The organism is Streptomyces sp. NPDC012835 (assembly GCF_042900885.1).
Lineage (GTDB): Bacteria > Actinomycetota > Actinomycetes > Streptomycetales > Streptomycetaceae > Streptomyces.
Map to the genome: position 1 here is coordinate 1225489 of NZ_JBIBBW010000001.1, position 22381 is coordinate 1247869.

20 protein-coding genes are annotated in these 22381 nt (G+C 73.0%); 9 read left to right on the forward strand and 11 right to left on the reverse strand.

Annotated elements, in window-relative coordinates; translation table 11 throughout:
- Positions 1 to 152: 152 nt before the first annotated feature.
- The 5 genes from ACFY6S_RS04990 to ACFY6S_RS05010 all read right to left on the reverse strand — a co-directional run bounded on the left by ACFY6S_RS04990 (position 153) and on the right by ACFY6S_RS05010 (position 7711).
- Complete coding sequence (locus ACFY6S_RS04990; RefSeq protein WP_388822958.1) at positions 153 to 3173, reverse strand: alpha-mannosidase; 3021 nt, start codon at positions 3171 to 3173, stop codon at positions 153 to 155.
- 78 nt (positions 3174 to 3251) lie between these two features.
- Positions 3252 to 4505, reverse strand: coding sequence for a glycosyl hydrolase (locus ACFY6S_RS04995; protein WP_388822960.1), 1254 nt, complete (start codon positions 4503 to 4505; stop codon positions 3252 to 3254).
- 61 nt (positions 4506 to 4566) lie between these two features.
- Positions 4567 to 5427, reverse strand: coding sequence for a carbohydrate ABC transporter permease (locus tag ACFY6S_RS05000; protein WP_388822963.1), 861 nt, complete (start codon positions 5425 to 5427; stop codon positions 4567 to 4569).
- Positions 5424 to 6404: a carbohydrate ABC transporter permease gene (locus tag ACFY6S_RS05005; RefSeq protein ID WP_388822965.1), complete on the reverse strand. Its 981-nt coding sequence runs from the start codon at positions 6402 to 6404 to the stop codon at positions 5424 to 5426. The genes ACFY6S_RS05000 and ACFY6S_RS05005 overlap by 4 nt, the downstream gene beginning before the upstream one ends.
- Positions 6405 to 6421: 17 nt before the next feature.
- Positions 6422 to 7711: an ABC transporter substrate-binding protein gene (locus ACFY6S_RS05010; protein WP_388822967.1), complete on the reverse strand. Its 1290-nt coding sequence runs from the start codon at positions 7709 to 7711 to the stop codon at positions 6422 to 6424.
- 364 nt (positions 7712 to 8075) lie between these two features.
- On the opposite strand from ACFY6S_RS05010, the gene ACFY6S_RS05015 reads away from it, so the two are divergent.
- Entirely contained in the window at positions 8076 to 9101 is a 1026-nt protein-coding gene (locus tag ACFY6S_RS05015; protein WP_388823839.1) for a LacI family DNA-binding transcriptional regulator, read from the forward strand.
- 55 nt (positions 9102 to 9156) lie between these two features.
- Here ACFY6S_RS05015 and ACFY6S_RS05020 read toward each other — a convergent pair whose 3' ends face one another.
- The 4 genes from ACFY6S_RS05020 to ACFY6S_RS05035 form a co-directional block, all read right to left on the reverse strand.
- On the reverse strand, positions 9157 to 9369 hold the full coding sequence (locus ACFY6S_RS05020; protein WP_388822969.1) for a hypothetical protein: 213 nt from the start codon (positions 9367 to 9369) through the stop codon (positions 9157 to 9159).
- Between the two features lie 220 nt (positions 9370 to 9589).
- Positions 9590 to 9991, reverse strand: coding sequence for a hypothetical protein (locus ACFY6S_RS05025; RefSeq protein WP_388822971.1), 402 nt, complete (start codon positions 9989 to 9991; stop codon positions 9590 to 9592).
- 92 nt (positions 9992 to 10083) lie between these two features.
- Positions 10084 to 12282, reverse strand: coding sequence for a phage holin family protein (locus tag ACFY6S_RS05030; RefSeq protein WP_388822972.1), 2199 nt, complete (start codon positions 12280 to 12282; stop codon positions 10084 to 10086).
- A gap of 119 nt (positions 12283 to 12401) precedes the next feature.
- Positions 12402 to 12806, reverse strand: a complete 405-nt coding sequence (locus tag ACFY6S_RS05035; RefSeq protein WP_388822974.1) for a hypothetical protein — start codon at positions 12804 to 12806, stop codon at positions 12402 to 12404.
- Between the two features lie 247 nt (positions 12807 to 13053).
- On the opposite strand from ACFY6S_RS05035, the gene ACFY6S_RS05040 reads away from it, so the two are divergent.
- Together ACFY6S_RS05040 and ACFY6S_RS05045 are read left to right on the forward strand one after the other, a co-directional pair.
- The gene (locus ACFY6S_RS05040) at positions 13054 to 13845 is read left to right on the forward strand and encodes an MBL fold metallo-hydrolase (protein ID WP_388822976.1); all 792 of its coding nucleotides are present in this window, start codon (positions 13054 to 13056) and stop codon (positions 13843 to 13845) included.
- Positions 13845 to 14483: a DedA family protein gene (locus tag ACFY6S_RS05045; RefSeq protein ID WP_388823841.1), complete on the forward strand. Its 639-nt coding sequence runs from the start codon at positions 13845 to 13847 to the stop codon at positions 14481 to 14483. The genes ACFY6S_RS05040 and ACFY6S_RS05045 overlap by 1 nt, the downstream gene beginning before the upstream one ends.
- A 136-nt stretch (positions 14484 to 14619) precedes the next feature.
- On the opposite strand, the gene ACFY6S_RS05050 is transcribed toward ACFY6S_RS05045, so the two are convergent.
- Positions 14620 to 15837, reverse strand: coding sequence for an aminotransferase class I/II-fold pyridoxal phosphate-dependent enzyme (locus ACFY6S_RS05050; RefSeq protein WP_388822978.1), 1218 nt, complete (start codon positions 15835 to 15837; stop codon positions 14620 to 14622).
- 205 nt (positions 15838 to 16042) lie between these two features.
- Here ACFY6S_RS05050 and ACFY6S_RS05055 point away from each other — a divergent pair, with 205 nt between their 5' ends.
- The 5 genes from ACFY6S_RS05055 to ACFY6S_RS05075 all read left to right on the forward strand — a co-directional run bounded on the left by ACFY6S_RS05055 (position 16043) and on the right by ACFY6S_RS05075 (position 20197).
- Positions 16043 to 17509: a bifunctional phosphatase PAP2/diacylglycerol kinase family protein gene (locus ACFY6S_RS05055; protein ID WP_388822980.1), complete on the forward strand. Its 1467-nt coding sequence runs from the start codon at positions 16043 to 16045 to the stop codon at positions 17507 to 17509.
- Between the two features lie 119 nt (positions 17510 to 17628).
- Positions 17629 to 18444, forward strand: a complete 816-nt coding sequence (locus ACFY6S_RS05060; RefSeq protein WP_388822982.1) for a class I SAM-dependent methyltransferase — start codon at positions 17629 to 17631, stop codon at positions 18442 to 18444.
- A gap of 73 nt (positions 18445 to 18517) precedes the next feature.
- Complete coding sequence (locus ACFY6S_RS05065) at positions 18518 to 18883, forward strand: VOC family protein (protein WP_388822984.1); 366 nt, start codon at positions 18518 to 18520, stop codon at positions 18881 to 18883.
- Between the two features lie 133 nt (positions 18884 to 19016).
- Complete coding sequence (locus tag ACFY6S_RS05070; RefSeq protein WP_388822986.1) at positions 19017 to 19715, forward strand: VWA domain-containing protein; 699 nt, start codon at positions 19017 to 19019, stop codon at positions 19713 to 19715.
- Positions 19716 to 19861: 146 nt separating this feature from the next.
- A complete protein-coding gene (locus ACFY6S_RS05075; RefSeq protein ID WP_388822988.1) occupies positions 19862 to 20197 on the forward strand; it encodes a DUF6204 family protein in 336 nt (111 codons plus the stop codon).
- Between the two features lie 147 nt (positions 20198 to 20344).
- Here ACFY6S_RS05075 and ACFY6S_RS05080 read toward each other — a convergent pair whose 3' ends face one another.
- Entirely contained in the window at positions 20345 to 21598 is a 1254-nt protein-coding gene (locus tag ACFY6S_RS05080; RefSeq protein WP_388822990.1) for an amidohydrolase family protein, read from the reverse strand.
- A gap of 141 nt (positions 21599 to 21739) precedes the next feature.
- Between ACFY6S_RS05080 and ACFY6S_RS05085 the strand changes: the two genes are divergently transcribed.
- Positions 21740 to 22252, forward strand: coding sequence for a MarR family winged helix-turn-helix transcriptional regulator (locus ACFY6S_RS05085; protein WP_388822993.1), 513 nt, complete (start codon positions 21740 to 21742; stop codon positions 22250 to 22252).
- Positions 22253 to 22381: the final 129 nt, after the last annotated feature.

The following is a 22381-nucleotide window of genomic DNA, read 5'->3' on the forward strand; positions in this document are numbered from 1 at the left end:
GGGGGCGCGGGTGGGGGGGGGTCAACTGGGGGCCGGGGTTTAACGCGGGGGGGCCGGGGGGGGGCCCGGGGGCGGGGGGGGGGGGCCCCGGGGGGGGGGGGGGGGCCCCCCCCCCCCGGGGCCCCCCGCCTCCCGCACTCGTCCGCGGACCGTCAGCCGCGCGTCAGCCGCAGCGTGATCAGCTCGAACGGGCGCAGCGAGAGCCCGACCGTCCCGCCGTCGAGCGCCGGCGGCTCCGTGTCCGCCAGCGGGCGCTCCAGCAGGTCGGTCACGGCCAGTCCGGTCGCCTCGAAGCCGAGGTGGACGCGGGCCTTGGCCCGGCCGCCGGACGACTCGTAGAACCGTACGACCAGATCCCCGCTCCCGTCGTCGGCCAGCTTGACGGCGCTGACCACGACGGCGTCGTTGTCCACGCTCACCAGCGGGGCCACCTCGGCGTCCGCCCCGGTGATCCGGCGCTCGGGCAGGTTGATCCGGTACCCCTCGCGGACCGCGTCCCCGATCGCCGCACCGGGTGCCAGGGCGTGCCGGAAGCGGTGGACGCCCTGGTCGGTCTCCGGGTCGGGGAAGCGCGGGGCGCGCAGCAGGGAGACGCGGACGGTGGTGGTCGTGCCGCCGTCGGCGGCGCGGACCGTACGGGTCACGTCGTGTCCGTACGTCGAGTCGTTGACCAGCGCGACACCCCAGCCGGGCTCCTCCAGGTGCACGAAGCGGTGGTTGCACGCCTCGAACTTGGCCGCCTCCCAGCTGGTGTTGGTGTGCGTGGCGCGGTACACGTGGCCGAACTGGGTCTCCGAGGCGTAGCGCTCGGCGTGGACGTCCAGCGGGAAGGCCGCCTTGAGGAACTTCTCGGTCTCGTGCCAGTCGACCTCGGTGTCGATGTCGAGCCGCTTGGCTCCGGGCGCGAGCGTCAGCAGCTGGGTGACGCGCGAGTCGCCGAAGCGGCGGACGACCCGGACACCGTTCTCGACGGGGGTCAGCTCGTCGAGGTCCGTGAGGTCGGTGACGGTGTTGCGGTAGAACTCGTCCACGTCCCAGGCGTCCCACTGGTTGGGGAAGTCGGGGTGGATCTGGAGCAGGTTGGCGGCCTCGCCGGGTGCGACGGTCTCGCGCTCGGCGCTGATGTCGTACGCCGAGACGACCAGGCCGCGGCCGTCGATCTCGACCTCCAGCAGCCCGTTGCTCAGCACATATCCGCCGCCCTCGCGCGGGGACGGCTCCACGCCGGTGGCCGCGCCGACCGGTCCGGCGGCGCCGGCCGGAACGCCGCCGCGCGGATGCGGGGCGGAGTTGAAGACCAGCTCCGTGGAGCCGGAGGCGTCGCCGGCCAGGGCGCGCTGCGCGGCGTCGATGATGCCGTTCAGCTCGGTCGCGAGGCCCTCGTAGGTCTTCGCGGCCTCGCGGTGCACCCAGGCGATCGAGGAGCCGGGCAGGATGTCGTGGAACTGGTGCAGCAGCACCGTCTTCCAGATCCGGTCGAGGTCCTCGTACGGGTAGGCCGCTCCGGTGCGTACGGCGGCGGTGGCGGCCCACAACTCGGCCTCGCGCAGCAGGTGTTCGCTGCGGCGGTTGCCCTGCTTGGTCTTCGCCTGGCTGGTGAGCGTGGCGCGGTGCAGCTCCAGGTACAGCTCGCCGACCCAGACCGGCGGGTTCGGGTACTCCGCCTCGGCCTTCGCGAAGAACGCGCCGGGCGCCTCCCACTCGACGGTGGCGGAGCCTTCGAGGTTCTTCAGCCGCGCCGACTTGGCGATCATCTCGCGGGTCGTACCGCCGCCGCCGTCCCCCCAGCCGGTCGGGGCGAGCGAGTGCCGGGCGACGCCCTTCTCCTTGAAGTTCTTCGCCGCGTGGGCCATCTGCTCGCCCGTCATGGAGCAGTTGTAGGTGTCGACGGGCGGGAAGTGCGTGAAGATGCGGGTGCCGTCGATGCCTTCCCAGTTGAAGGTGTGGTGCGGGAACTTGTTGATCGTGGACCAGGAGATCTTCTGGGTGAGCAGCCACTTCGACCCGGCGGCCTTGATGATCTGCGGCAGTCCCGCGGCGAAGCCGAAGGTGTCCGGCAGCCACGCCTCGTCGTTCTCGATGCCGAACTCGTCCAGGAAGAAGCGCTTGCCGTGCACGAACTGCCGGGCCATCGCCTCGGAGCCGGGCATGTTGGTGTCGGACTCGACCCACATGCCGCCGGCCGGCACGAACCGGCCCTCCGCCACGGCCTTCTTGACCTTGGCGTAGACCTCGGGCCGGTGCTCCTTGATCCAGGCGAACTGCTGCGCCTGCGACATCGCGAAGACGAACTCGGGCTCGTCCTCCAGCAGGGCCGTCATGTTGGCCGTCGTACGGGCGACCTTGCGGACCGTCTCGCGCAGCGGCCACAGCCAGGCGGAGTCGATGTGCGCGTGACCGACCGCGCTGATGCGGTGCGAGGTGGCGGGCGCGGGGCTCGCGAGCGCTCCGGCGAGCTGCTCGCGGGCCGCGGCGGCGGTGCCGTTCACGTCCTGGAGGTCGATGACGTCGAGCGCGCGGCTGATCGCGCGCAGGATCTCCCAGCGGCGGGCGCCCTCGACGGGCAGCTCGGCCATCAGCTCGCCGAGCACCTCGAAGTCCTGGACGAGGTTCCAGACGGTCTCGTCGAAGACCGCCAGATCCATCCGGGCCAGCGTGTACTGCGGCTCGCTGCCCGCGGTCTCCTTGTCCCCCAGCTGGGTGGGGAGGAAGGGGTGGTAGTCGAGGATGACCGGGTTGGAAGCGGCCTCGATGTGCAGCAGGACCTTCTCGCCGCCGGCGACGGGAGCGCCGATCCGCACCCACTGATTGCGCGGGTTGAGGCCCTTCACCGGGGTGCCGTCGGGCCGGTAGACCAGGCCCTCGCACTGGAATCCGGGCATGTTCTCGTCGAAGCCGAGGTCGAGGATCGCCTCGACGGTACGGCCCGCCCACTTCTCGGGGACGGTGCCGGAGACCCGGAACCAGCTGGTGCCCCAGGGGGCGCCCCAGCGGTCGCCGACCGCGACCGGTTCGACCGGCCCCGCGAGGCCCTCCGCAACGGGTACGGGTTCGCCGGGCGCGTTCCAGACGGCGATCTCCAGCGGGACCGATTCGGGGTGGACGGCGGGCCGGACGCGCTCGTCGAGGACACGCTTGAGACGGCCTTCGACGAGGCTGCGGTCATCGTGCATGCGGGGTGCTCCTGAAGTGCGGAGGTGCGGATGGGTGCGGTGGGTGCGGGTGCGGGGTACGGGCCGACGGCTGTCGGGTCACTGGACCTGGTCGGGATGGACGACTTCGGTGATACCACGGGCCGCCAGATGGTCCCGGTCGCCGGCCCTGCTCGCGAGGACGACCGCGGGCCGTACGCCCGCCTCGGTGAGCCGGGCGTACGCCTCGAAGAACGTCCCGCCGGGGGCGCAGGTGGACCGGGCGGGCCCGGTCGCGTCGTCGCCGATGTCGACGGCGAGCGCGGTGGTGCGGGGCGCGGGCGCGTAGGTCCCGGCGCGGCGGTCCGCGACGATCCGGGCGATGGCCGCTCCGGCCGGTTTGACCCGGCGGTCGTTGGTGAGCAGTCCGAGGCTGTACTCCAGCTCGGGGAAGTCGGCGAGCGTGCGCGACACGTCGTGCGAGCACCACCAGGTGACGCCCCAGACGTCCGCGCAGTCCAGCGCGTTGGCGACGGTCGCCTCGGTGAAGGCGGCGGCGTGCTCGGGCGCGATCAGCGGCGCCGGGGCGCCGACCTCCTGGAGCCAGACCGGGCGGTGCGGTTCGAGCGCCCACGCCTTGGCCAGCTCGATCATGTACGCGGCGTGGTGCTCGGTGGCCGTACCGGTGGGGCCGTGGCGCTGGGCGGTGCCGTTGAACACCCAGGAGTGCACGGCGGTGACGCCGCCGAGCCGGGCGGCCTGCGCCGGGGTGAAGGGGTGGTCGTCCAGGTACCAGGCGGCGTCGTACTCGGCGTGCAGATGGAGCTTGCCGGGCGCCCCCTCCTCGCACGCGTCCAGCAGCCGCCGCAGCCACGCGTCCGCCTGGGCGGGGGTGATGCGGTCGGGGTCGGGGTGCGGCGGCCCGGAGAACTGGTTGATCTCGTTGCCGATGGTCATGCCGATGAAGTTCGGCCGGTCGGCGAGCGCGGCGGCCAGCGTACGGAGGTACGCGGCCTGCCCGGCCACGACATCGTTGTCAGTGAAGAGGTTGCGGCGGTGCCACGTCTGCGTCCACGCGGGCAGGAAGTCGAAGCTGGACAGGTGGCCCTGGAGCCCGTCGACGTTGACGTCCAGGCCGCGTTCCGCGGCGGCGTCCGCCAGCTGGACCAGCTGTTCGACGGCGCGGGGGCGGATCAGGGTGCGGTTGGGCTGGAAGATCGGCCAGAGCGGGAAGACCCGGATGTGGTCGAGACCGAGCCCGGCGATGGAGTCCAGATCGGCGCGTACGTCGTCCAGGTCGAAGTCCAGCCAGTGGTGGAACCAGCCCTGGCTGGGCGTGTAGTTCACGCCGAAGCGCGGTGCGGAGGGGCTCATACGGGCAGCGTTCCTGTTTCTCACGGCTGACAGTGCGGGGGGTGCGGGGGCGTGCGGTGGGTCAGCCCTTGACGGCGCCCTCGCCGACGCCCTGGAAGAAGTACTTCTGGAGGCAGGCGAAGAGCACGATGAGCGGCGCCACGGCGATGATGGTGCCGGCGGCGACGAGCCGGGGATCCTGCGCGAAGGTGCCGTGCAGGTAGTTCAGCCCGATGGTGAGGGTGAAGTTCTCCGGATCGCTCAGGACGATCAGCGGCCAGAGGAAGTCGTCCCAGGCGCCCATGAAGGAGAAGATCGCGACCACCGCGATGGTGCCCTTGACGGCGGGCAGAGCGATCCGCAGGAAGCGCTGCCAGACGTTGGCACCGTCCACGAAGGCCGCTTCCTCGATCTCGTGCGGCAGGTTGAGGAAGGCGTTGCGCATCAGCAGGACGTTCATGGCGCCGATGGAGCCGGGCAGCAGCACACCGAGGAGGGTGTTGTTGAGGCCGAGGTCCCGCATGGTGGTGAACTGGGCGATGATGATGCCCTCGACGGGGACGAGCATCGCGAGGATGAACGCGAGGGTCGCCGCCGTCCGTCCCCGGTAGCGCATCCGGGCCAGCGCGTATCCGGCCAGCGAGGCGCCCACGCAGTTCGTGACCACGTTGGCGGTGGCCACCTTGACCGAGTTGAACGCGTACTCCCAGACGGGGATGACGTCCGCGACCCGGCCGTAGCTGTGCAGGGTCGGATGGCTCGGGAAGAACGACGGCGGGGAGCTGTAGATGTCCTCCGTCGTGCCCTTGAGCGAGGTGGACAGCTGCCAGAGGAACGGACCGACCATCAGGGCCAGTACGGCGAGCAGCAGGACGTAGCGCAGCACCAGTTGCCAGGGCGCGATCCGGCGGCCCTCGGCGTCGGTGGCCTTCAGGATGCTCACGCGTCCTCCTTGCGGTCGGCGCGCAGCACCAGCAGCATCAGGGCGACCGTGATGCAGAAGACGACCACGGAGATGGCGGAGGCGTAGCCGACCCGGCCGCTCAGCCCGGTGCCGACCCGCTGGACGAGCATCACCAGGGTGGTGTCCTCGCCGGCCGGGCCGCCGCTGGGGCCGGCCATCAGATAGACCTCGGAGAAGACCTTGAAGGCGGCGACCGAGGAGAGCGCGCCGACCAGCACCATGGTGGAGCGGACGGCGGGCACGGTGACGGTGACGAACCGCCGGATCGCTCCGGCGCCGTCCACCGCGGCGGCCTCGTGCAGCTCGCGCGGGACGTTCGCCAGCGCGGCCAGGTAAATGATCATGTAGTAGCCGAGGCCCTTCCAGACCGTGACGGCCATCGCGCTGAACAGCAGCAGCCACTGATCGCTGAGGAAGCCGATCCGGCCGATCCCCACCGCCTCCAGCAGCGAGTTGACCAGTCCCCGGTCGTCCAGCATCCACACCCAGATCAGCCCGACCACCACGATCGAGGCGACCACGGGGGTGTAGAAGGCGGAGCGGAAGAAGGAGATGCCGGGGATGTGCCGCTGCACGAGCATGGCCAGCAGGAGCGGCAGCAGGACCAGGGCGGGGACGACGCCGACGATGTAGAGCGTGCTGTTGCGCAGCCCGATCCAGAACATCTCGTCGTGCAGCAGTTCACGGAAGTTGGCGAGACCGACGTACTCGCCGGGTATCAGGGTCCGCTTGTCGGTGAAGGAGTTGATCAGGGTGCTGAAGAAGGGATAGAGACTGAAGGCGCCGATCACCAGCAGCCCGGGGGCTGCGAACAGCCAGGGGCTGATGGGCAGTTGGCGCCTGATCCCACGGAGGGTCCCGACGCGGGGCCCACGGCCGGAGCCGGGGCTCCGGTGCGTGGGCCCCGCCACCGCGGGATCCGGGGGAAGTGCCCTGGGGGCGGTGGAGCTTGTCATGGTGCGGGGCTCGGCTCTCAGCTCTGCTGGAGGAGGCGGTCGCAGGCCTTCACGGCCTGGTCGAGCGCCTCCTGGGGGCTCTGCTTACCCTGGAGCGCCTTCGCCACCTGGTTGCGCAGCTCGGTCTTCATCTGCTCGCTGAACAGGACGGGCGTGTAGTTCTCCGCCTTCTTCAGCGACTTGGCGGCGGCGATCCGGACCCGGGTCTCGTCGGTGCCGTCCTCCTTGGTGAAGTACGGGTCGTCCAGGGAGCCCTTGGTGCTCGGGAAGATGGCGACCTGCTTGGCGAAGGACATCTGGCGGGTCGCGTCGGTGACGAAGTGGGCGAAGGCCACGGCGGCGGGCTTCTCCTTGGTCTTCGCGTTGACCATGACGCCCATGACGTACATGTTGACCTTGCCGGTGCTGCTGATCTGGTCGGTGATCCCGATGTTCTTGTAGAGGTTCGGGGCGTTCTTCTTGAAGTTGTCCAGGTCGAACGCGCTGCCCGGGTTCATGGCGACGGACTCGGTGAGGAACTTCGTGCCGGCGCTCTCGGGGGTCGCGGTGAGCGCCTGCGAGTCGAGGGCCTTGTTGTCGAACATCTTCTTGTAGTTGGTGAGCAGCTCGACGCCCTTGGCGTCGTTGAAGGCGAAGCCGGTGCCTTCCTTGTTCATCAGCTGGACGCCGTAGCGGCCGAAGTCCTCGATGGTGGGCACCTGGGCGAGGGTGGCGACCTTGCCGTTGCTCTGCTTGGCCAGCTTGAGGCTGTCCTCGAACAGCTGGTCGTAGGTGGTCGGCGGCTTCTCGGCGTCGAGGCCGGCCTCGGTGAAGAGGCGCTTGTTGTAGAAGGTCGGACCGGTGTTCAGGTACCAGGGGAAGCCGTAGGTGCCTTCCATGCCCGGTATCTGGTGGCTCTTCCAGGCGCCCGGCAGATACTCCTTGCTGAACTCGGACGAGGTCTTGTCCTTGTCCAGGTCCAGCGCGAGTCCGGCCTTCGCCAGCGGGGTCACCAGGTCGGGGGAGACATTGACGACGTCGGGCAGCGTGCCGCCGGCGGCGTCCGCGCTGAGCTTGTCCGCGTAGCCCTCGGCCGGCCGGTCGACCCACTTCACCTTGGTGTCGGGGTACTTCTTCTCGAAGTCCTTGATGACCCCGTTGAAGTAGTCCTTGAAGTTCGCCTGGAGGTTCCAGGTCTGGAAGGTGATCTTGCCCTTGACCGCGCCGGAGGCGTCCGAGGACTCGCTGTCGGATCCTCCGCAGGCGCTGAGGGGGAGGACGGTGGCGAGAACAGCGGCTACGGCTACTGCTCTTCGGGAGATACGCACGGTGAAGGGCTCCTTCGCTCTGACCAGGCGTGCTGACTGCGGGCCGGGGGAGCGAGCCTCCGGTCACTGATGTCCAGCAGACCTTGCAATGTAGTGGGTGGAAAGTCAACAGATTCGTGCGAAAAAGATGGCCCCGGCTGGTTTCTCAGCAGGTCAGGGCCGTGATTTTTCCTTTGTTGCAGTGACGACTAATGCGCTTTAGGATGCGGGTACTCAAGCGCATTAGTCCGGGGCCGGCCCGGCTCGTCCGGCAGGACCGGAGGAGGCCGCGGCACCCCGGCAGAGAGGTACACGGGTGGCAGTGAACCAACCGTCGGCCAAGGGCACCCCGACGGCCAGGCGCACCCCCGCGCGCCGCCCCACGATGAAGGACATCGCCCAGCGCGCCGGGGTCTCGGAGAGCGCGGTGTCCTTCGCGCTCAACGACCGTCCCGGCGTCTCCGAGGTGACCCGCGACCGGGTGCGCCGGGTCGCCGAACAGCTGGGCTGGCGGCCCAGCACGGCGGCGCGCGCGCTCTCCGGCGAGGGCGCCGCCACGGTCGGCCTGGTGCTGGCCAGACCCGCGGCGACCCTCGGGGTGGACTCGTTCTTTCTCCAACTGATCTCCGGCATCCAGCAGATCCTTTCAGATCGTCAACTCGGCCTGCTCTTCCAGGTGGTGGAGGACATGGAGGCCGAATGCGCGGTCTACCGCCGGTGGTGGGCGGAGCACCGGGTGGACGGGGTCCTCGTGGTGGACCCCAGGACCGACGACCCGAGGCCGGGGCTCCTCGACGAGCTGGGCCTGCCCGCTGTCGTCATCGGCGCGCTCACCGACGGGCAGGGCGAGGGGAGCGGACAGCACCGGGGCCCTTCGCAGGTACGGGCCGACGACGCGGGCGCCATGGCCGCCGTCGTCGGCCGGCTCCACGAGCTGGGCCACCGCCGGATCACGCACATCGCGGGGCTCCCCTCGCTCGCCCACACCGAGCGGCGCATCGGCTCGCTGCGCAGCGAGGCGGCCCGGTACGGGCTCGCCGAGGTGCGCTCGCTGACCACCGACTACTCCGACACCCAGGGCGGCGAGGTGACCCGCCGGGTGCTGGAGGGGCCCCGCCCGCCGACCGCGCTGATCTACGACAACGACGTGATGGCGGCGGCCGGGGCGGCGGTCACGACGGGGCTCGGGCTCTCCGTGCCCGCCGATGTCTCGATCGTCTCCTGGGAGGACTCGGCGCTGTGCCGGCTGGTGCGCCCGTGGCTCACCGCGCTCTCCCGGGACTCGGTCGCCTTCGGCAGGATCGCCGCCGGGGAGCTGGCCGCGCTGCTCGACGGCGGCGGGGCCCGCACCGTGCAGGTGCCGCTCCCCCGGCTGATCGAGCGGGAGAGCACGGCCCCGGCGCGGGAATGAGCGGGCCGGTCGTGTCCGCGCGTGCGGAGGCGACCGGCCCGGCGGGGAAACGCGGTTACCTCCGGTCCTCGCGGCCGGGGCGCTCGCGGCGCTCCGGTTCCGCCGTCCCGGAAGGGGCGGCCGGCGCGGCGGCGGAGGCGGCGACGGGTTCAGCGTCGCGTCCCGCGCCTCCGGCGACCGCGGCCCGCGGCCGGGGGGCCGACTCGTCGGCACGTGCGGCCTCGGCACGGATCATGGCGCTGAGCGCGGCGAACAGGTCAACGGGCATGGCGGTGTCCTCACGGTGCGTCGGTACGGTGCTGGTGCGGCGCCCGGTGTCGTCCGCCCCGCGTGGGCGTCCTCCGGTGCGCGCGGCCCGCGAGGCGGCCGGAAGCCCCGGTGGCGGAGCCACCCGGACTCGTGGCCGAAGCGGCGGGGGCGCGCGCCGGCGGCGCGGCGGGACAGAGGGGTTGCCGGGGGCCGGTGCTGCTGACGGCTGACCGGACCTGTCAGCAGCGCAGCACCGCGCAGCGCGCGGAGCCGGGCACGCGCGGGGTCACCGCGGGGCCGCAGCGCGCGGTGTACGGGGCGGGCTCCACGGCACGCGAGCCGAGCGGGGCCGGGGGCTCCACCTTGGCCCTGCCCGCCCGTTGGGTCCTGGCGGGCGTGGCCTGTTCCGTCTCGGCCGTGTCCTGCTGCACCTCGCCCTGCCCGTCGCCCGAGGGATCGCGGGACCCCGCCAGCGGCGAAGGCGGCGGCGTGCCCCGTACGACCGCCGCGCAGGGTTCGAGGGCCATGCCCAGGAAAGCGGCCAGCACCAGCAGGAGGACCAGCACGCCCCGGCGCGTCGCGGCGGAAGGAGCGGCCGCGGCGGCGGCGACACGGGGTGCGGCGAGCACGGTACGGCGCATGGGCACGACCTCCTGGACATGCCTGACCTGCCCGGGTACGCACCTCTCGCCGCCCTGCTACCGGCGGAAACCGCCCGCACGGGGTACGGGTGCTATGCCGTGTCCCACTCGCCCTCGGCGGTTCGTGCCACCGTAGCGCGCGTATGCGAACCGCGGCCTGCCTCCCGCACGGCCCGCCCGTCCGGCGAGCCCATCGGCACCTGGGGGCCGCTTCCCTCGCGCAGCCAGCGCCTGAGCACCCCGTGCACCTGCTCGGCGCCCACGAGTTCCGCGCCGTCCGGCACCGGCGCGGAGAGCGTCAGCGGTGACATCAGGAAGGGGCGCGACTGTTCGCCGCCGAGGCCGCCGTGCGAACCGATCTGCTCCTCGAAGGCGTGCACCCGGCCCGTCTCCGGGTCGTACATCGAGTTGACCATGATGTCGGCGACATGCGGGAAGCCGTCGGTGCGCCGTACGGCGTCGGCCGCGCCGGGCCCCATGGCGGCCAGCGGCCCGTCGTCGGTCAGCTCGCCGACCGGTATCTCGACCCCGGCGGGACCGAGCACCACCGAGCCGTGCTCCTCGCTGCGCACCAGCAGGAAGCCGATGCCCGGGTGGTTGGCGAGGGTGCGCAGCAGCGCCGGGTGGCGCCGGTCGATGTGCTCGCGGCTCATCCGCTCCGGTACGTCGGGGAACGAGATCAGGGCGAGGTTCCCGGAGGCCAGTACGACCGGGTCGGAACTGCGCGCCGGCTCCTCCTCCGCCCCCTCGGGCTCCGGCCGGTGCAGGGCTCCCAGTACGGCGTGGCGGGCGGCGTCGCGGGCCTCGGCGCCGCTCTTGGTGCGCTGGGCCCGGCGCGGCACGGGCAGTCCGCAGCCCGCCCTGACCAGGTCCTTGAGGGTGAGTCCGTAGGCGGCCTCGAAGGTCTCGCCCGGGCTCTGGCCGTGATCGGACAGCAGCACGATCCGGTAGCCGCGCGGGGCGTGCCGCGCCGCCTTGGCGATCAGGCCGACCGAGCGGTCGAGCCGCGCCAGGACCTGCGCCGCGTCGCGGCTGTGCGGTCCCGAGTGGTGGGCCACCTCGTCGTAGGCGACGAGGTCGGCGTAGACGGCGGTGCGTCCGGCGAGCATGTCCCCGATGACCGCCGTGACCACCACGTCCCGCTCGACGACGGTCGCGAAGGCCCGGATGAACGGATAGAGCCCGCCCCGGCCGACCCGTGGCCGGTCGCCGCGCAGCCGGGCGCGGGTGGACTGGCCGATCTCCCGGCCGACCTCGGCGACGAAGGAGACGACCGTACGGACGGCGTTGGCCGGGTCGCTGAAGTACGCGAAGTACCCGGCGCGCGAGCGGTTGGCCCTGCCGCGCCGGGCGGCGATCGAGAGGACGAGGGCGAGCTGGTCGGCGCCCCCGCTGAAGAGGTTGCCCCGGCTGGCGCCGTCGAAGGTCAGCAGACCGCCGTCGCCGGTGCGCTCGATGGCCCGGCGCTGGAGCCGGGCGGCGCTGGCGGGCCGGTTGCTGACGATGATCCGGCCGGTGTCCTTCTCGTACCAGCGGAAGGCGGGCACGTCGTGGTTGGAACCGTGCAGGATGCCCAGCTGGCTGGCGCCGGTCTGGCTGGACCAGTCGGTGCGCCAGGGCGTCAGCCGGTGGGTCGGCGGTGGGGCCGGCTCCGGGTCGCCCGAGCGCGCCGGGCGGTTCGTCCCGGCGGGCTTCTCGCCGAGCCAGCTCGCCAGCCGGGGCATCAGCCCGTCGGCGACCGCGTCCAGCAGCACCCGGTGTCCGACGCCGTCGAGCTGGAGGAAGACCGTACCGGGCAGCCCGCCGTGCCGGCCGTCCTCGCCGGTCCTGCGGCGCCGCCGGACGGCGAGGCGCGAGAGCCTGCGCCGGTAGGCACCGTCGTCGCCGACGGCGAGGGCGGTGGAGGTCGCTGAGGCGACGGCGGACATCACGGCGGCGACCACCACCGCGGTCTGCGGGTCGGCCGCGCCCCGGCCGTCGGGGATCAGCCGCAGCGCTATCAGCAGCAGCGAACCGTTCAGGAAGAAGACCAGCAGGCCGAGGACGAGCGCGGGCACCAGCAGCAGCGCCCGGACGAGCACCGGCCACACGAGCGCGCTCAGCAGGCCGAACGCGCCGGCGCCCCAGGCGGCGGTCAGGGCGGTCCTGGTGACGCTGTCCCCGTCCTCCGACTGGAGGTGGAAGTCCGGCAGGACACCGGCGAGCAGCAGCATGGTCAGCGTGGAGACCGCCCACACGGTGATCACGCGCAGCAGGGCGCTGCCTGTCGTACGCCATCGCCCCTTGAGCACGTTCCCGTCACCTCACGTCCGCGCCCGTACCGTTCACGGGCCCCGCCCCAGCCTCGCACAGGGGGGCGGACGGACCCGGGGGGTGGTGCGGGGAGGGCGGCGGTCGCGCCGGGGACGGCTCAGCGGCCCCGGTAGCCGCTCATCGGTATCGAGAGGCGGCGGTGGACCTCGGCCTTCATGGCGGCGTCGTAGCGCGGTTCGTCCAGGCCGACGGTCTCCAGCCGTACACCCCTGCGCCGGCACTCCGCGACGAAGGCGGGCGCTGAGGTGAACGCCCGCTCCAGCACTCGCTCCCCGGCCGCGACGAAGAGGTCGACCAGCCCCGCCTCGACATCGAGCCACAGCCCCCGGTGGTCGGGGCGCAGCCGGTAGAGCAGCAGCTGCCGGGTGACGGCGTACCCGTGGGCCTCGGCCCAGCGCGCGCACATGTCATGCTGACCCCGGGTGTCGACGAGGAACGGATCGCTGTCGAGTTCCTCCAGCGGTGTGTGACTGGCGATCACGGCCACGCGTACCTCAACCATGCCGGTCCCCCACGACTTCCCTGTCCACGGTCCCGACGCCCCCGTCCGTCCCGTCCCGGCGACCCTAACCCGCGCCCCGACCCGGCGGGCAGGCGCGCGGGAGGTGGGCACCGGGGCGCGCCCGGGCGCATCGCGGCCGTCCGAGCCACTTCACGCACGCCCCCATGGGCACCCCCGTACGCTGAATGCGGGAGATCGGGCCCGGGGGTGCGCGGTGCGCCCCGGGCGGGACGGAGCTGAGGTCGGGTTGGGAACTGTCATCACCTGGTGGGGTCATGCCACCTGCACGGTCGAGGATTCCGGGGTCCGGGTGCTGACGGACCCGCTGTTCGTGCGCCGGCTGGCGCATCTGCGGCGCAGGCTCGGTCCCGTGCCGCCGCCCGAGGCGGCGCTCGCCGATGCCGTGCTCGTCTCCCATCTGCACTCCGACCATCTGCACCCGCCGTCGCTGGCCCGGCTCGCGCCGGGCACCCGGCTGCTCGTGCCGCGCGGCGCGCCGTCGGCGGTCCCCGGGCTGAGAAAGCTGGACGCGCGCCGGAACCCGGCCGGTCTGCGGATCACCGAGGTCGACGCGGGCGACGAGGTGGCGGTGGGGGCGGTGCGGGTGCGGGTGGTGCCCGCCCACCACGACGGCCGGCGACTGCCGCTGGGGCCGCACCGCTCACCCGCGCTGGGCTATGTGATCTGCGGCGAGTCGCGGACGTACTTCGCCGGGGACACCGGCCTCTTCGACGGGATGGCGGAGGCCGTGGGGCCGGTCGACACGGCGCTGCTGCCGGTCGGCGGCTGGGGTCCGTACCTGGGCCCGGGGCATCTGAACGCGGAGCGCGCGGCCCAGGCACTGGCCCGGCTCGCGCCGAGCGCGGCGGTGCCGGTGCACTACGGCACCTACTGGCCGATCGGTCTGGACGGGGTCAGGCCGCACGAGTTCTACGGGCCGGGCGACGAGTTCGCCCGCAAGGCGGCCGGGCTCGCGCCCAAGGTGGCCGTCCATCCGCTGGGTCACGGCGAGAGCGTGGCGCAGGAGGCCGCCCCGTGATCGACCGGCTGATCACGCGGCTGGCGGAGCTGCCGCCGGAGTCGACCCAGCAGGCTGTCGGCTATCCGTCGGTGTTCCTGCTGGTGGCGCTGGGCGCGCTGGTGCCGGTGGTGCCGACGGGCGCCGTGGTGAGTTCGGCGGCGGTGGTCGCCTTCCACCAGACCGATCCGTTCGGGATGCTCTATGTGTTCCTCGTCGCGTCGTTCGCTTCCCTCGCCGGTGATGTGACCCTCTACTGGCTCGGCCGGCGCGGCGTCGGCTCGAAGAACGGCTCGCGCTGGCTGAACTCGCTGCGGGCGCACGCCCCGCGGGACCGGCTGGAGCAGGCGCAGTCGAAGCTGCGGGAGAACGGGGTGGCGGTGCTGGTGCTGTCCCGGCTGGTGCCGGCCGGGCGCGTTCCGGTGATGCTGGCGTGTCTGCTCGGGGACTGGCCGCTGCGCCGGTTCGCGCGGGGCGATGTGCCGGCGTGCCTGGCCTGGTCGGCCACGTACATGCTGATCGGGGTGGCGGGCGGCTCGCTCTTTCCCGAGCCGTGGGAGGGGGTGCTCGCCGCGGTGGTCCTGACGGTGGTGGTCGGCGCCGTGCCGGCGCTCTGGCGCAAGCTGCGGGGGCCGGGATCGGAGGAACAGCGGACGTAGCGCCTTCTCGTTCGGATTGCGCCGGGCCGGCGCACCTGCCGGGGTCGGCGTACGGGGATCGCCGGACATACCGGGGCGGCTCGGCGTACGGGGACGGCTCCGCGTACGGTCGTGGCCGCGCGCGGGACCGCCGGTCTCAGCCCAGTTCCCCGAAGGCCGCCGTGAGCGTGTCCATCGCCCGTGCGACATGCGGCAGTTCGAGGGGCCGGGCCGCCGTGAGGGACTCCAGGCGCTGCGCGCGGGTGGCGCCGAGCAGCGGTCCGGTGGACAGCCGTACGTGCAGCGCGCCCGGCTCCTCGCCGAACCGGTGGCCGCCCGGTACGGACATGGACAGCCGGGCGCTCAGATGGTTCTCCAGCTCCAGCGAGTCGGTGATGCCCAGGGCCGCGAGGCGCTCGCGCAGCGGCCCGAGGTCGGCGTAGAGGTGCCGGCCCGCCTGCGGGGTCCTGGCGAGCGCGCCCGGGAGCAGCACCGCGCGGTGGACGGCGGCGGCCATCCGGCCGTGGAGTCCGGCGGCGGCCCGCGCCCTGGCCGTGACGCCGTCGGGCTCGCCGAGCGCGTACGCGGCGGCCGCCGCTACCGGCCCCGCGACGGTCGCGCCCAGCGCGGTGAGCAGGTCGAGCGTCCTGGCCCGCAGGGCGGACCCCGCCGGGGTGGCGGGGCAGCGGGCGACGGCCACCGGCCAGCCGCCCGGCAGCAGGGAGCCCGCCGCGTCCGCGACGACCACGACCTCGTCGGGCCACATCTCCGCCGGGCTGAACAGGACGTTCTCGTGCGGCCGGTGCACGGTGTCGCGCCAGGTCTCGTCGCTGACGATGCCCAGCCCCTCCCCCGCGGCCGCCTCGCACACCTCACGGACGAGTTCGGGCGGGGCGACGGTGGCGGTCGGGTCGTCGGCCGGGGAGAGCAGCAGCACGCCGGGGGCGCCGCCCTCGGCCCGTACCCGGCGCAGCGTCTCCAGGAGGGCGTACGGGTCGGGTACGCCGCCCGCGTCCGCCGGGGCGGGTACGTGGTGGGCGGGGCGGCCCAGCAGCCGGACCTGCGGGGCCCACCAGGCGGGGCAGGGCCGGGGCATCAGGACGTCCCCGTCGTACGCGGCGAGCAGCGCGAACAGCAGCGGCGGCGCGCCGGGGGCGGCCACCATGTCCTCGGGACCGCCGTGCAGGCCGCGCCGCCACCAGTAGCCGCAGGCCGCCTCCCGCAGGGCCGCGCCGCCCCCTGGCGGCTGGGGCGAGCCGTGCCGGGCCGCCGCCGCGCACACCTCGGCCAGCTCGGGAAGCACGGGCAGTCCGCTGCCCGGCGCGGCCGGACCGTACCGCACGGGCCCCCGGTGCTCGTCTGCCGTGGTCCGCACCGCGCCACCTCCCGTCGGGACCGTCGAGACGCCCGCGACCGCCCGACAAGCGGCGAAGCCGTCAGGCCGATGAACGCGTCCGATGGGCGCATCGGGGGTTTTTCACCGCGTTCATCGCCCTTCGTGCCCTTTATACGGAGGTTTGCCGCTCCGTGCCCCCGGACGGCGCCGCTTGAACCCGGCGCCTCGGGGGTAGCCGGGTTGCATGGCTGACACCTTCGCTGCACTGCTCGACTCCTGGGACCAGCGCGTCTTCCGCTCCGTGGCCGGCCGGCACTGGCCGGGCGCCGACCCGGTGCTGCCCCGGCTGAGCCGCGGCGCCAACCACGGGCTGCTGTGGTTCGGCGCGGCGGCGGGGATCGCCGTGCTCGGCCGGGGGGCGCGTTCGCGCCGGGCGGCCCTGCGGGGCGCGGTGTCGCTGGGGCTCGCCTCGGCCGCCATCAACACGGTGGGCAAGCACGCGGTGCGGCGGCGGCGCCCGGCGCTCGATGTCGTACCGGTCATCCGGCAGCTGAAGCGGCAGCCGATCACCACCTCCTTCCCGTCCGGGCACGCGGCCTCGGCCGCCGCCTTCGCGACCGGGGTGGCCCTGGAGTCGAAGGGCTGGGGCGCGGCGGTGGCGCCGGTGGCCGCAGCCGTGGCGCTCTCCCGCGTCTACACCGGCGTGCACTATCCGAGCGATGTGGTGGCGGGCGCGGCGCTGGGGGTGGGCGCGGCCTTCGCGGTGCGCGGGCTGGTGCCGACGCGCGACCAGCTGCCGTCGCCGGGCCGCCCGTACGCCGAGGCGCCCGCGCTGAGCGGCGGCCGGGGTCTGGTCGTGGTGGCCAACCGCGCGTCGGGTTCCTCGGACACCGTCGGCCTGGTGCACGACGCGCTGCCGGAGGCGGAGGTCGTGGAGTGCGACCCCGAGGAGGTGGAGGGCGAGCTGGAGAAGGCGGCGGGCCACTGCCGCGCCCTGGGCATCCTCGGCGGCGACGGTACGGTCAACCGGGCCGCCGTGATCGCGGTGCGGCACGGACTGCCGCTGGCCGTCTTTCCCGGCGGCACGCTGAACCACTTCGCGTACGACCTGGGCATAGAGCATGTCCACGACACGGTCAGGGCGGTGACCGAGGGCGATGCCGTCCGGGTCGACCTGGGGCGCTTCACCCCCGGCCCGGACGGGAGGACGCCGGGCCACTTCCTCAACACCTTCAGCCTGGGCGTCTATCCGGAGCTGGTACGGGTGCGCGAGCACTGGTCGCCGAGGATCGGCGGCTGGCCCGCCGGGGTGCTGGCGGCGGCGAAGGTGCTACGCGGCCGGCACCAGCTGGACGCGGAGTTCGAGGGCCGGCGGCGGTCGCTGTGGCTGCTGTTCGCAGGGAACGGCATCTACGGGCAGATGGGCCCCACCCCGGGGCATCGCCGCGATCTGGCCGACGGACTGCTGGACGTGCGGATCGTCCACGGCGGCCGGACTCCGGGACTGCGCCTCCTCGGCGCCGCCCTGGCCGGCCCGTTCAGCCGCTCCCCCTTCCACGCGGCCGAGCGGATGCGCCGGGTGCGCCTCGCGGGCATCGCGCCGGGCACCCCGCTGGCCTTCGACGGCGAAGTGGCCGAGGCGCCCAGGGAGTTGATCATCGACAAGGTGCCGGAGGCGCTGCGGGTCTACCGCCCGAAGGCGCTGCTCTAGACCGCGCCCGTACGACCCCCGCCCGGACCGGTGACCATATGGCGAGACGCGGATCTCACCATTCGGTGCGCAGGCGTAGCGTGGCAGGACCACTTCAGGAGCGGAGAAGGAGTCCGGCCATGCCGAGAGAGACCGCTGTCTACACCCACGGGCACCACGAGTCGGTGCTGCGTTCGCACCGTTGGCGCACCGCCGCCAACTCGGCCGCCTACCTCCTCCCCGAACTGCGCTCCGGCCAGGACGTGCTGGACGTGGGGTGCGGACCGGGGACCATCACCGCCGATCTGGCGGCGCTGGTCGCGCCGGGGACGGTGACGGGCGTGGACGCGGCCGGGGACGTACTGGACAAGGCGCGGGAGGCGGCGGCAGCGGCCGGGGTGGACAACGTCCGCTTCGCGGTCGCGGACGTCCACGCGCTGGACTTCCCGGACGACTCCTTCGACGTCGTCCACGCCCATCAGGTCCTCCAGCACGTCGGGGACCCGGTGCGGGCGCTGCGCGAGCTGCGCCGGGTGTGCAGGCCGGGCGGGACGGTCGCGGTGCGCGACGCGGACTACGGCGCGTTCGCCTGGTTCCCCGCCGTACCGGTGCTGGACGGCTGGCAGGAGCTGTACCGGCGGGTGGCCCGCGCCAACGGCGGCGAACCGGACGCGGGACGCCGGCTGGTGTCGTGGGCGCGGCAGGCAGGCTTCGCCGGCGACGCCGTCACCGCGACAGCGGGCACCTGGTGCTTCGCCACCCCGGAGGAACGCGCCTGGTGGAGCGGGCTGTGGGCGGACCGTACGACCGCGTCGGGGTACGCGGAGCTGGCCGTCGAGGGCGGCCATGCCACGGCCGAGCGGCTCGCGGAGCTGGCGGCGGCGTGGCGGGAGTGGGGCGCCGCCGAGGACGCCTGGTTCCTGGTCCCGCACGGCGAGATCCTCTGCCGGGTCTGAGCGGCCCCGCCCGGCGTGACCCGGCCGGGCTCCCGCGCCCACGGCCGCCGCTCCACCAACTACCCTGTGGGGCATGGAAATCCTGGGAACCACGCTGCGCATCTGCGTCGACGACCTGGAGACCTCGGTGGCGTTCTACGAACGTCTCACCGGCAGCTCCGCGCTCCGTTTCGAGCGCGGCGGGGTCTCGGTCGCCGCCGTCGGCTGCTTCCTGCTGATGAGCGGGCCGGCATCGGAGATCGATGTCCTGCGCAAGGTGACGGCCACCATCGCCGTCAAGGACGTCGAGGAGGCGCGCACCGTCCTCACCGGGGTCGGCGCGCAGGTCATCGTGGGCCCGGTGGCGACCCCGGTGGGCCGCAACCTGATCGCCGTACACCCCGACGGCTCGATCTTCGAGTACGTCGACCGCAACGGCGCCGGGACCGGGGCCGGCTGACGCGCCGGGCGGCCGCGCCCGCCTGCTCACCGACACCGTCACCGGGGCGCCGCGCGGCCTTCCCGTCGCAGGGCGGCGCCCCCGGCCCTGCCCGCCGTGCGAGCCGGCCTGCTCGCCTATCTGGAGAACCGACGTGCCGATCAGCCTCGACAAGATCCCCGCCGGGCTCGTCAGCCTCACCAAGAGCGCTGCCGTCAGCCTGGAGAAGGCCGGGCTGGCCGGACAGCGGGCCGCCGTCTATCTCGTTCTCGACCGTTCTCGGAGCATGGGCCCCTATTACCGCGACGGCAGCGTCCAGCACCTCGCCGAGCAGATCCTCGCCCTGTCCGCCAATCTCGACGACGACGGTGTCGTGCCCACGGTGTTCTTCGACAGCGACGCGTACGAGCCCGCCGAGATCAGTCTCGACGCCCACCGGGGCCGTATCGACGTGCTGCACCGGGAGTACGGACGGATGGGCTCCACGAACTACGCGGCGGCCATGGACAAGGTCATCGACCACTACCTCGACACCGGGACGGACGATCCCGCGTTCGTGGTGTTCCAGACCGACGGGTCGCCGGACTCGCGCCGCGCCGCCGAACAGACCCTGTGCAAGGCGGCCGCGCTGCCGCTGTTCTGGCAGTTCATCGGGTTCGGCGACGACGCGTTCACCTTCCTGCGCAAGCTCGACGACCTGGCGGTGCCGGCGAAGCGCGTCGTCGACAACGCGGGGTTCTTCCCGGCAGGACAGCGCCCGGCCGACATCCCCGACGGTGTGCTGTACGACCGGCTGATGGAGGAGTTCCCGGAGTGGCTGGGCACGGCACGCGCGGCCGGGGTGCTGCGCTGACGACCGGGCCGCGCATGCCCGGGGCGGGGGCGCGGCCCCGGAGCGCGGGGTGCGCCGGTCACCGCGGAATTCCGGGTGCGGACCGCCCCCCTTTCCGTACTCTTACCGGCGAACGGGTATCGGCGAGGCGGAGAGCGGGCGGCGGAATGACCACGCAGCACACGTACCGGGTGATCGTGCGCGGGAGCTGGCAGGAGCTGACGGACGAGGTCAGGGCCGGGCTGCTGGCGAAGGTGGCGGATCACGGACTGACCGGGATGCGCTTCACGCCCGAGGGATCGCTCACCTACGACCGGACGCTGAAGCACTTCAGCTTCCGCTACGTGGTGGTCTCCGACGCGGCGGACGGCGAGGAGATGGCGGGCGCGCTCGCCGAGGAGCGGGCGGAGAAGGCGCTGCGCGCGCTGGGCGGCGCGTGGGGCGAGCTGCGCTCGACGGTGACCGACATGGACACCATGAAGATCAACCGCAAGGGCCGCTGAGGCGCTTCCCCGGCCGCCAGGGGGCGGGCGGTTCGGCCGCGGTGCGTGTTCCCGTACGGCCGTCGGGCCGGGTACGCGGCGGCCCGGCGACCGCCGCCCGCCACGGAAGGACGCGGCGGGCGGCGGTCGTCGGCCGGGAACGGCTCGCTATGAGGCCGAGAGGGTGGTGCGGGTGCCGCGCCGCCACACCTCACGCAGGTTGAGAGTGTCGCTGATCGTGGTGGTGGGGTCGCCGTCCACGAGCAGCAGGTCGGCCCGCAGGCCCTCGGCGATACGGCCACGGTCCTCCAGGCCGAAGCGGCGTGCCGGGGTGCGGGTCGCCGCGCGCAGGGCCTGGACCGGGGTGAGGCCGGCCCGGACGAGGTACTGGAGTTCCTGGTGGACGCTGGCGCCGTGCACCACACCACCCATGAACGGCAGCGGCATGGGGGCCGCGTCGGTGCCCGCCATCAGGTCGACGCCGGCGTCGTGCAGGGCCTTGACCGAGGCCAGGACGTCCGCCAGCCTGCCCGCCGGGTAGCGGTCGTAGCTGCTGTTCAGGGTGTTCGTCCATGCCTCGTTCAGGCGTGAACCGACGCGCGGGTCATCGGTGAGGGACGAGCCGGTGATGCCCATCATCGAGGCGTTGAGGACGACGCAGGGGACGACGAACGCGCCGGAGGCGGCGATGAGTTCGATGATCTCGCCGGTGTGCGGCTGGTCCATGAACAGATGGGCGAAGCCGTCGATGCCCGCCTCGATCGCCATCCGTGTCGCGTCGACGGTCAGGGTGTGGGCGATGGCGAGCATCCCGTGCCGGTGCGCCTCGGCGACACCGGCGTTCAGGGTCGCCTGGTCGAGCATGGGCAGACCGGGGTGGCCCTCGACGGTGCCGTCGTCGACCATGAACTTGATGTAGTCCGAGCCCGCCGCGACGAGCCGGGGGACGAAGGCGACCGCTTCCTCCGGCGTGGTGGAGAACGGCATCAGGGGCATCTCGCGCGGAGCGGGCCGATTAGCCCGGCCGCCCTGTCCGCCGCCGCCTCCCGGCTTGAAACCCTTGGGCATGAGTTCGCTGGGGTGGCCGCCGGGCGGAGTGATACCGAACCCCGCCGAGCGGACATCGGCGAGGGAATCGTTCTCCGTGATGTGCGCGCGGCCGGTTCTGGTGTTCAGGCCCTGCATCTCCAGTTCGGTGGTGATCCCGAACCGCAGCGCCAGCGCGAGTGCGTCGTCGGAGGTGTGGACATGGGCGTCGAACAGGCCGGGCAGCAGTGTTCCGCCCCCGGCGTCGACGATGTCCGCCCCGGCGGGCGGCTCCCCTCCGACGGCGGCGATCCGGGCGCCGTCCAGTACGACGGTGGTGTCCCGCAGCACGTGCTCGCCGTCGAATACACGGCCGTTGACGATGGCAGTGATCATGACTCTCTCTTCTCCGGGCAGGCCCGTCGCTCCGCTGGTGCCGAGCTCTCCCCACCGCGACCACCACATTAATGCACATTGCAATTCCATGCACATTCGCATGTATCTGCTTCCCGCAGATGTATGCGATAGGCTGCGCGGGTGACCAACACGGACGCCACCACGCCGGAAGGCCAGGCCCTGCTGGATGCCGTCGGCACCGCCTTCGCCCGGCTGAGGCGGCGCACCATGCAGGCGCCGGTCGATCCCCCGGCCGGACCCAAGGACCTCAAGCGCAACCTGGTCCTCAACATCGTCGACGAGGCGGCCGAGGCGGACCGGGAGATGACCGTCGGCGGACTCGCCGACCACCTCCTGGTGGACCCGTCGGTGGCCAGCCGCATGGTGAGCGACTGCATCTCGCACGGCTATCTGGTACGCGCGGCCTCGCAGCAGGACGGCCGCCGCACCGTGCTCCACCTCACCGAGGAGGGCGCCGCCCTCCTCCAGCACTTCCGCCACCAGCAGCGGCAGGCTTTCGAGTTCATCACCCGCGACTGGCCCGAAGCCGAGCGGCTCGAATTCGCTCGCCTCCTCCTCAAGTACGCGGACTCCACCGCCCGGCTGCCCGCACCGGGCGCCGTCAGCGGCCCCCCACCGCCGCCGGCGGACTGACGCCGACGCGCGTACACGCCGGGCGACCGCAAACGGCGACACCGGGGTCGGCTTCACGAGGGGAACGGTCCACCGTCACCCCACAGGGCGCTCTCCGGGCCGCGTCGGCGGCGCCTGCGCGACACCTCG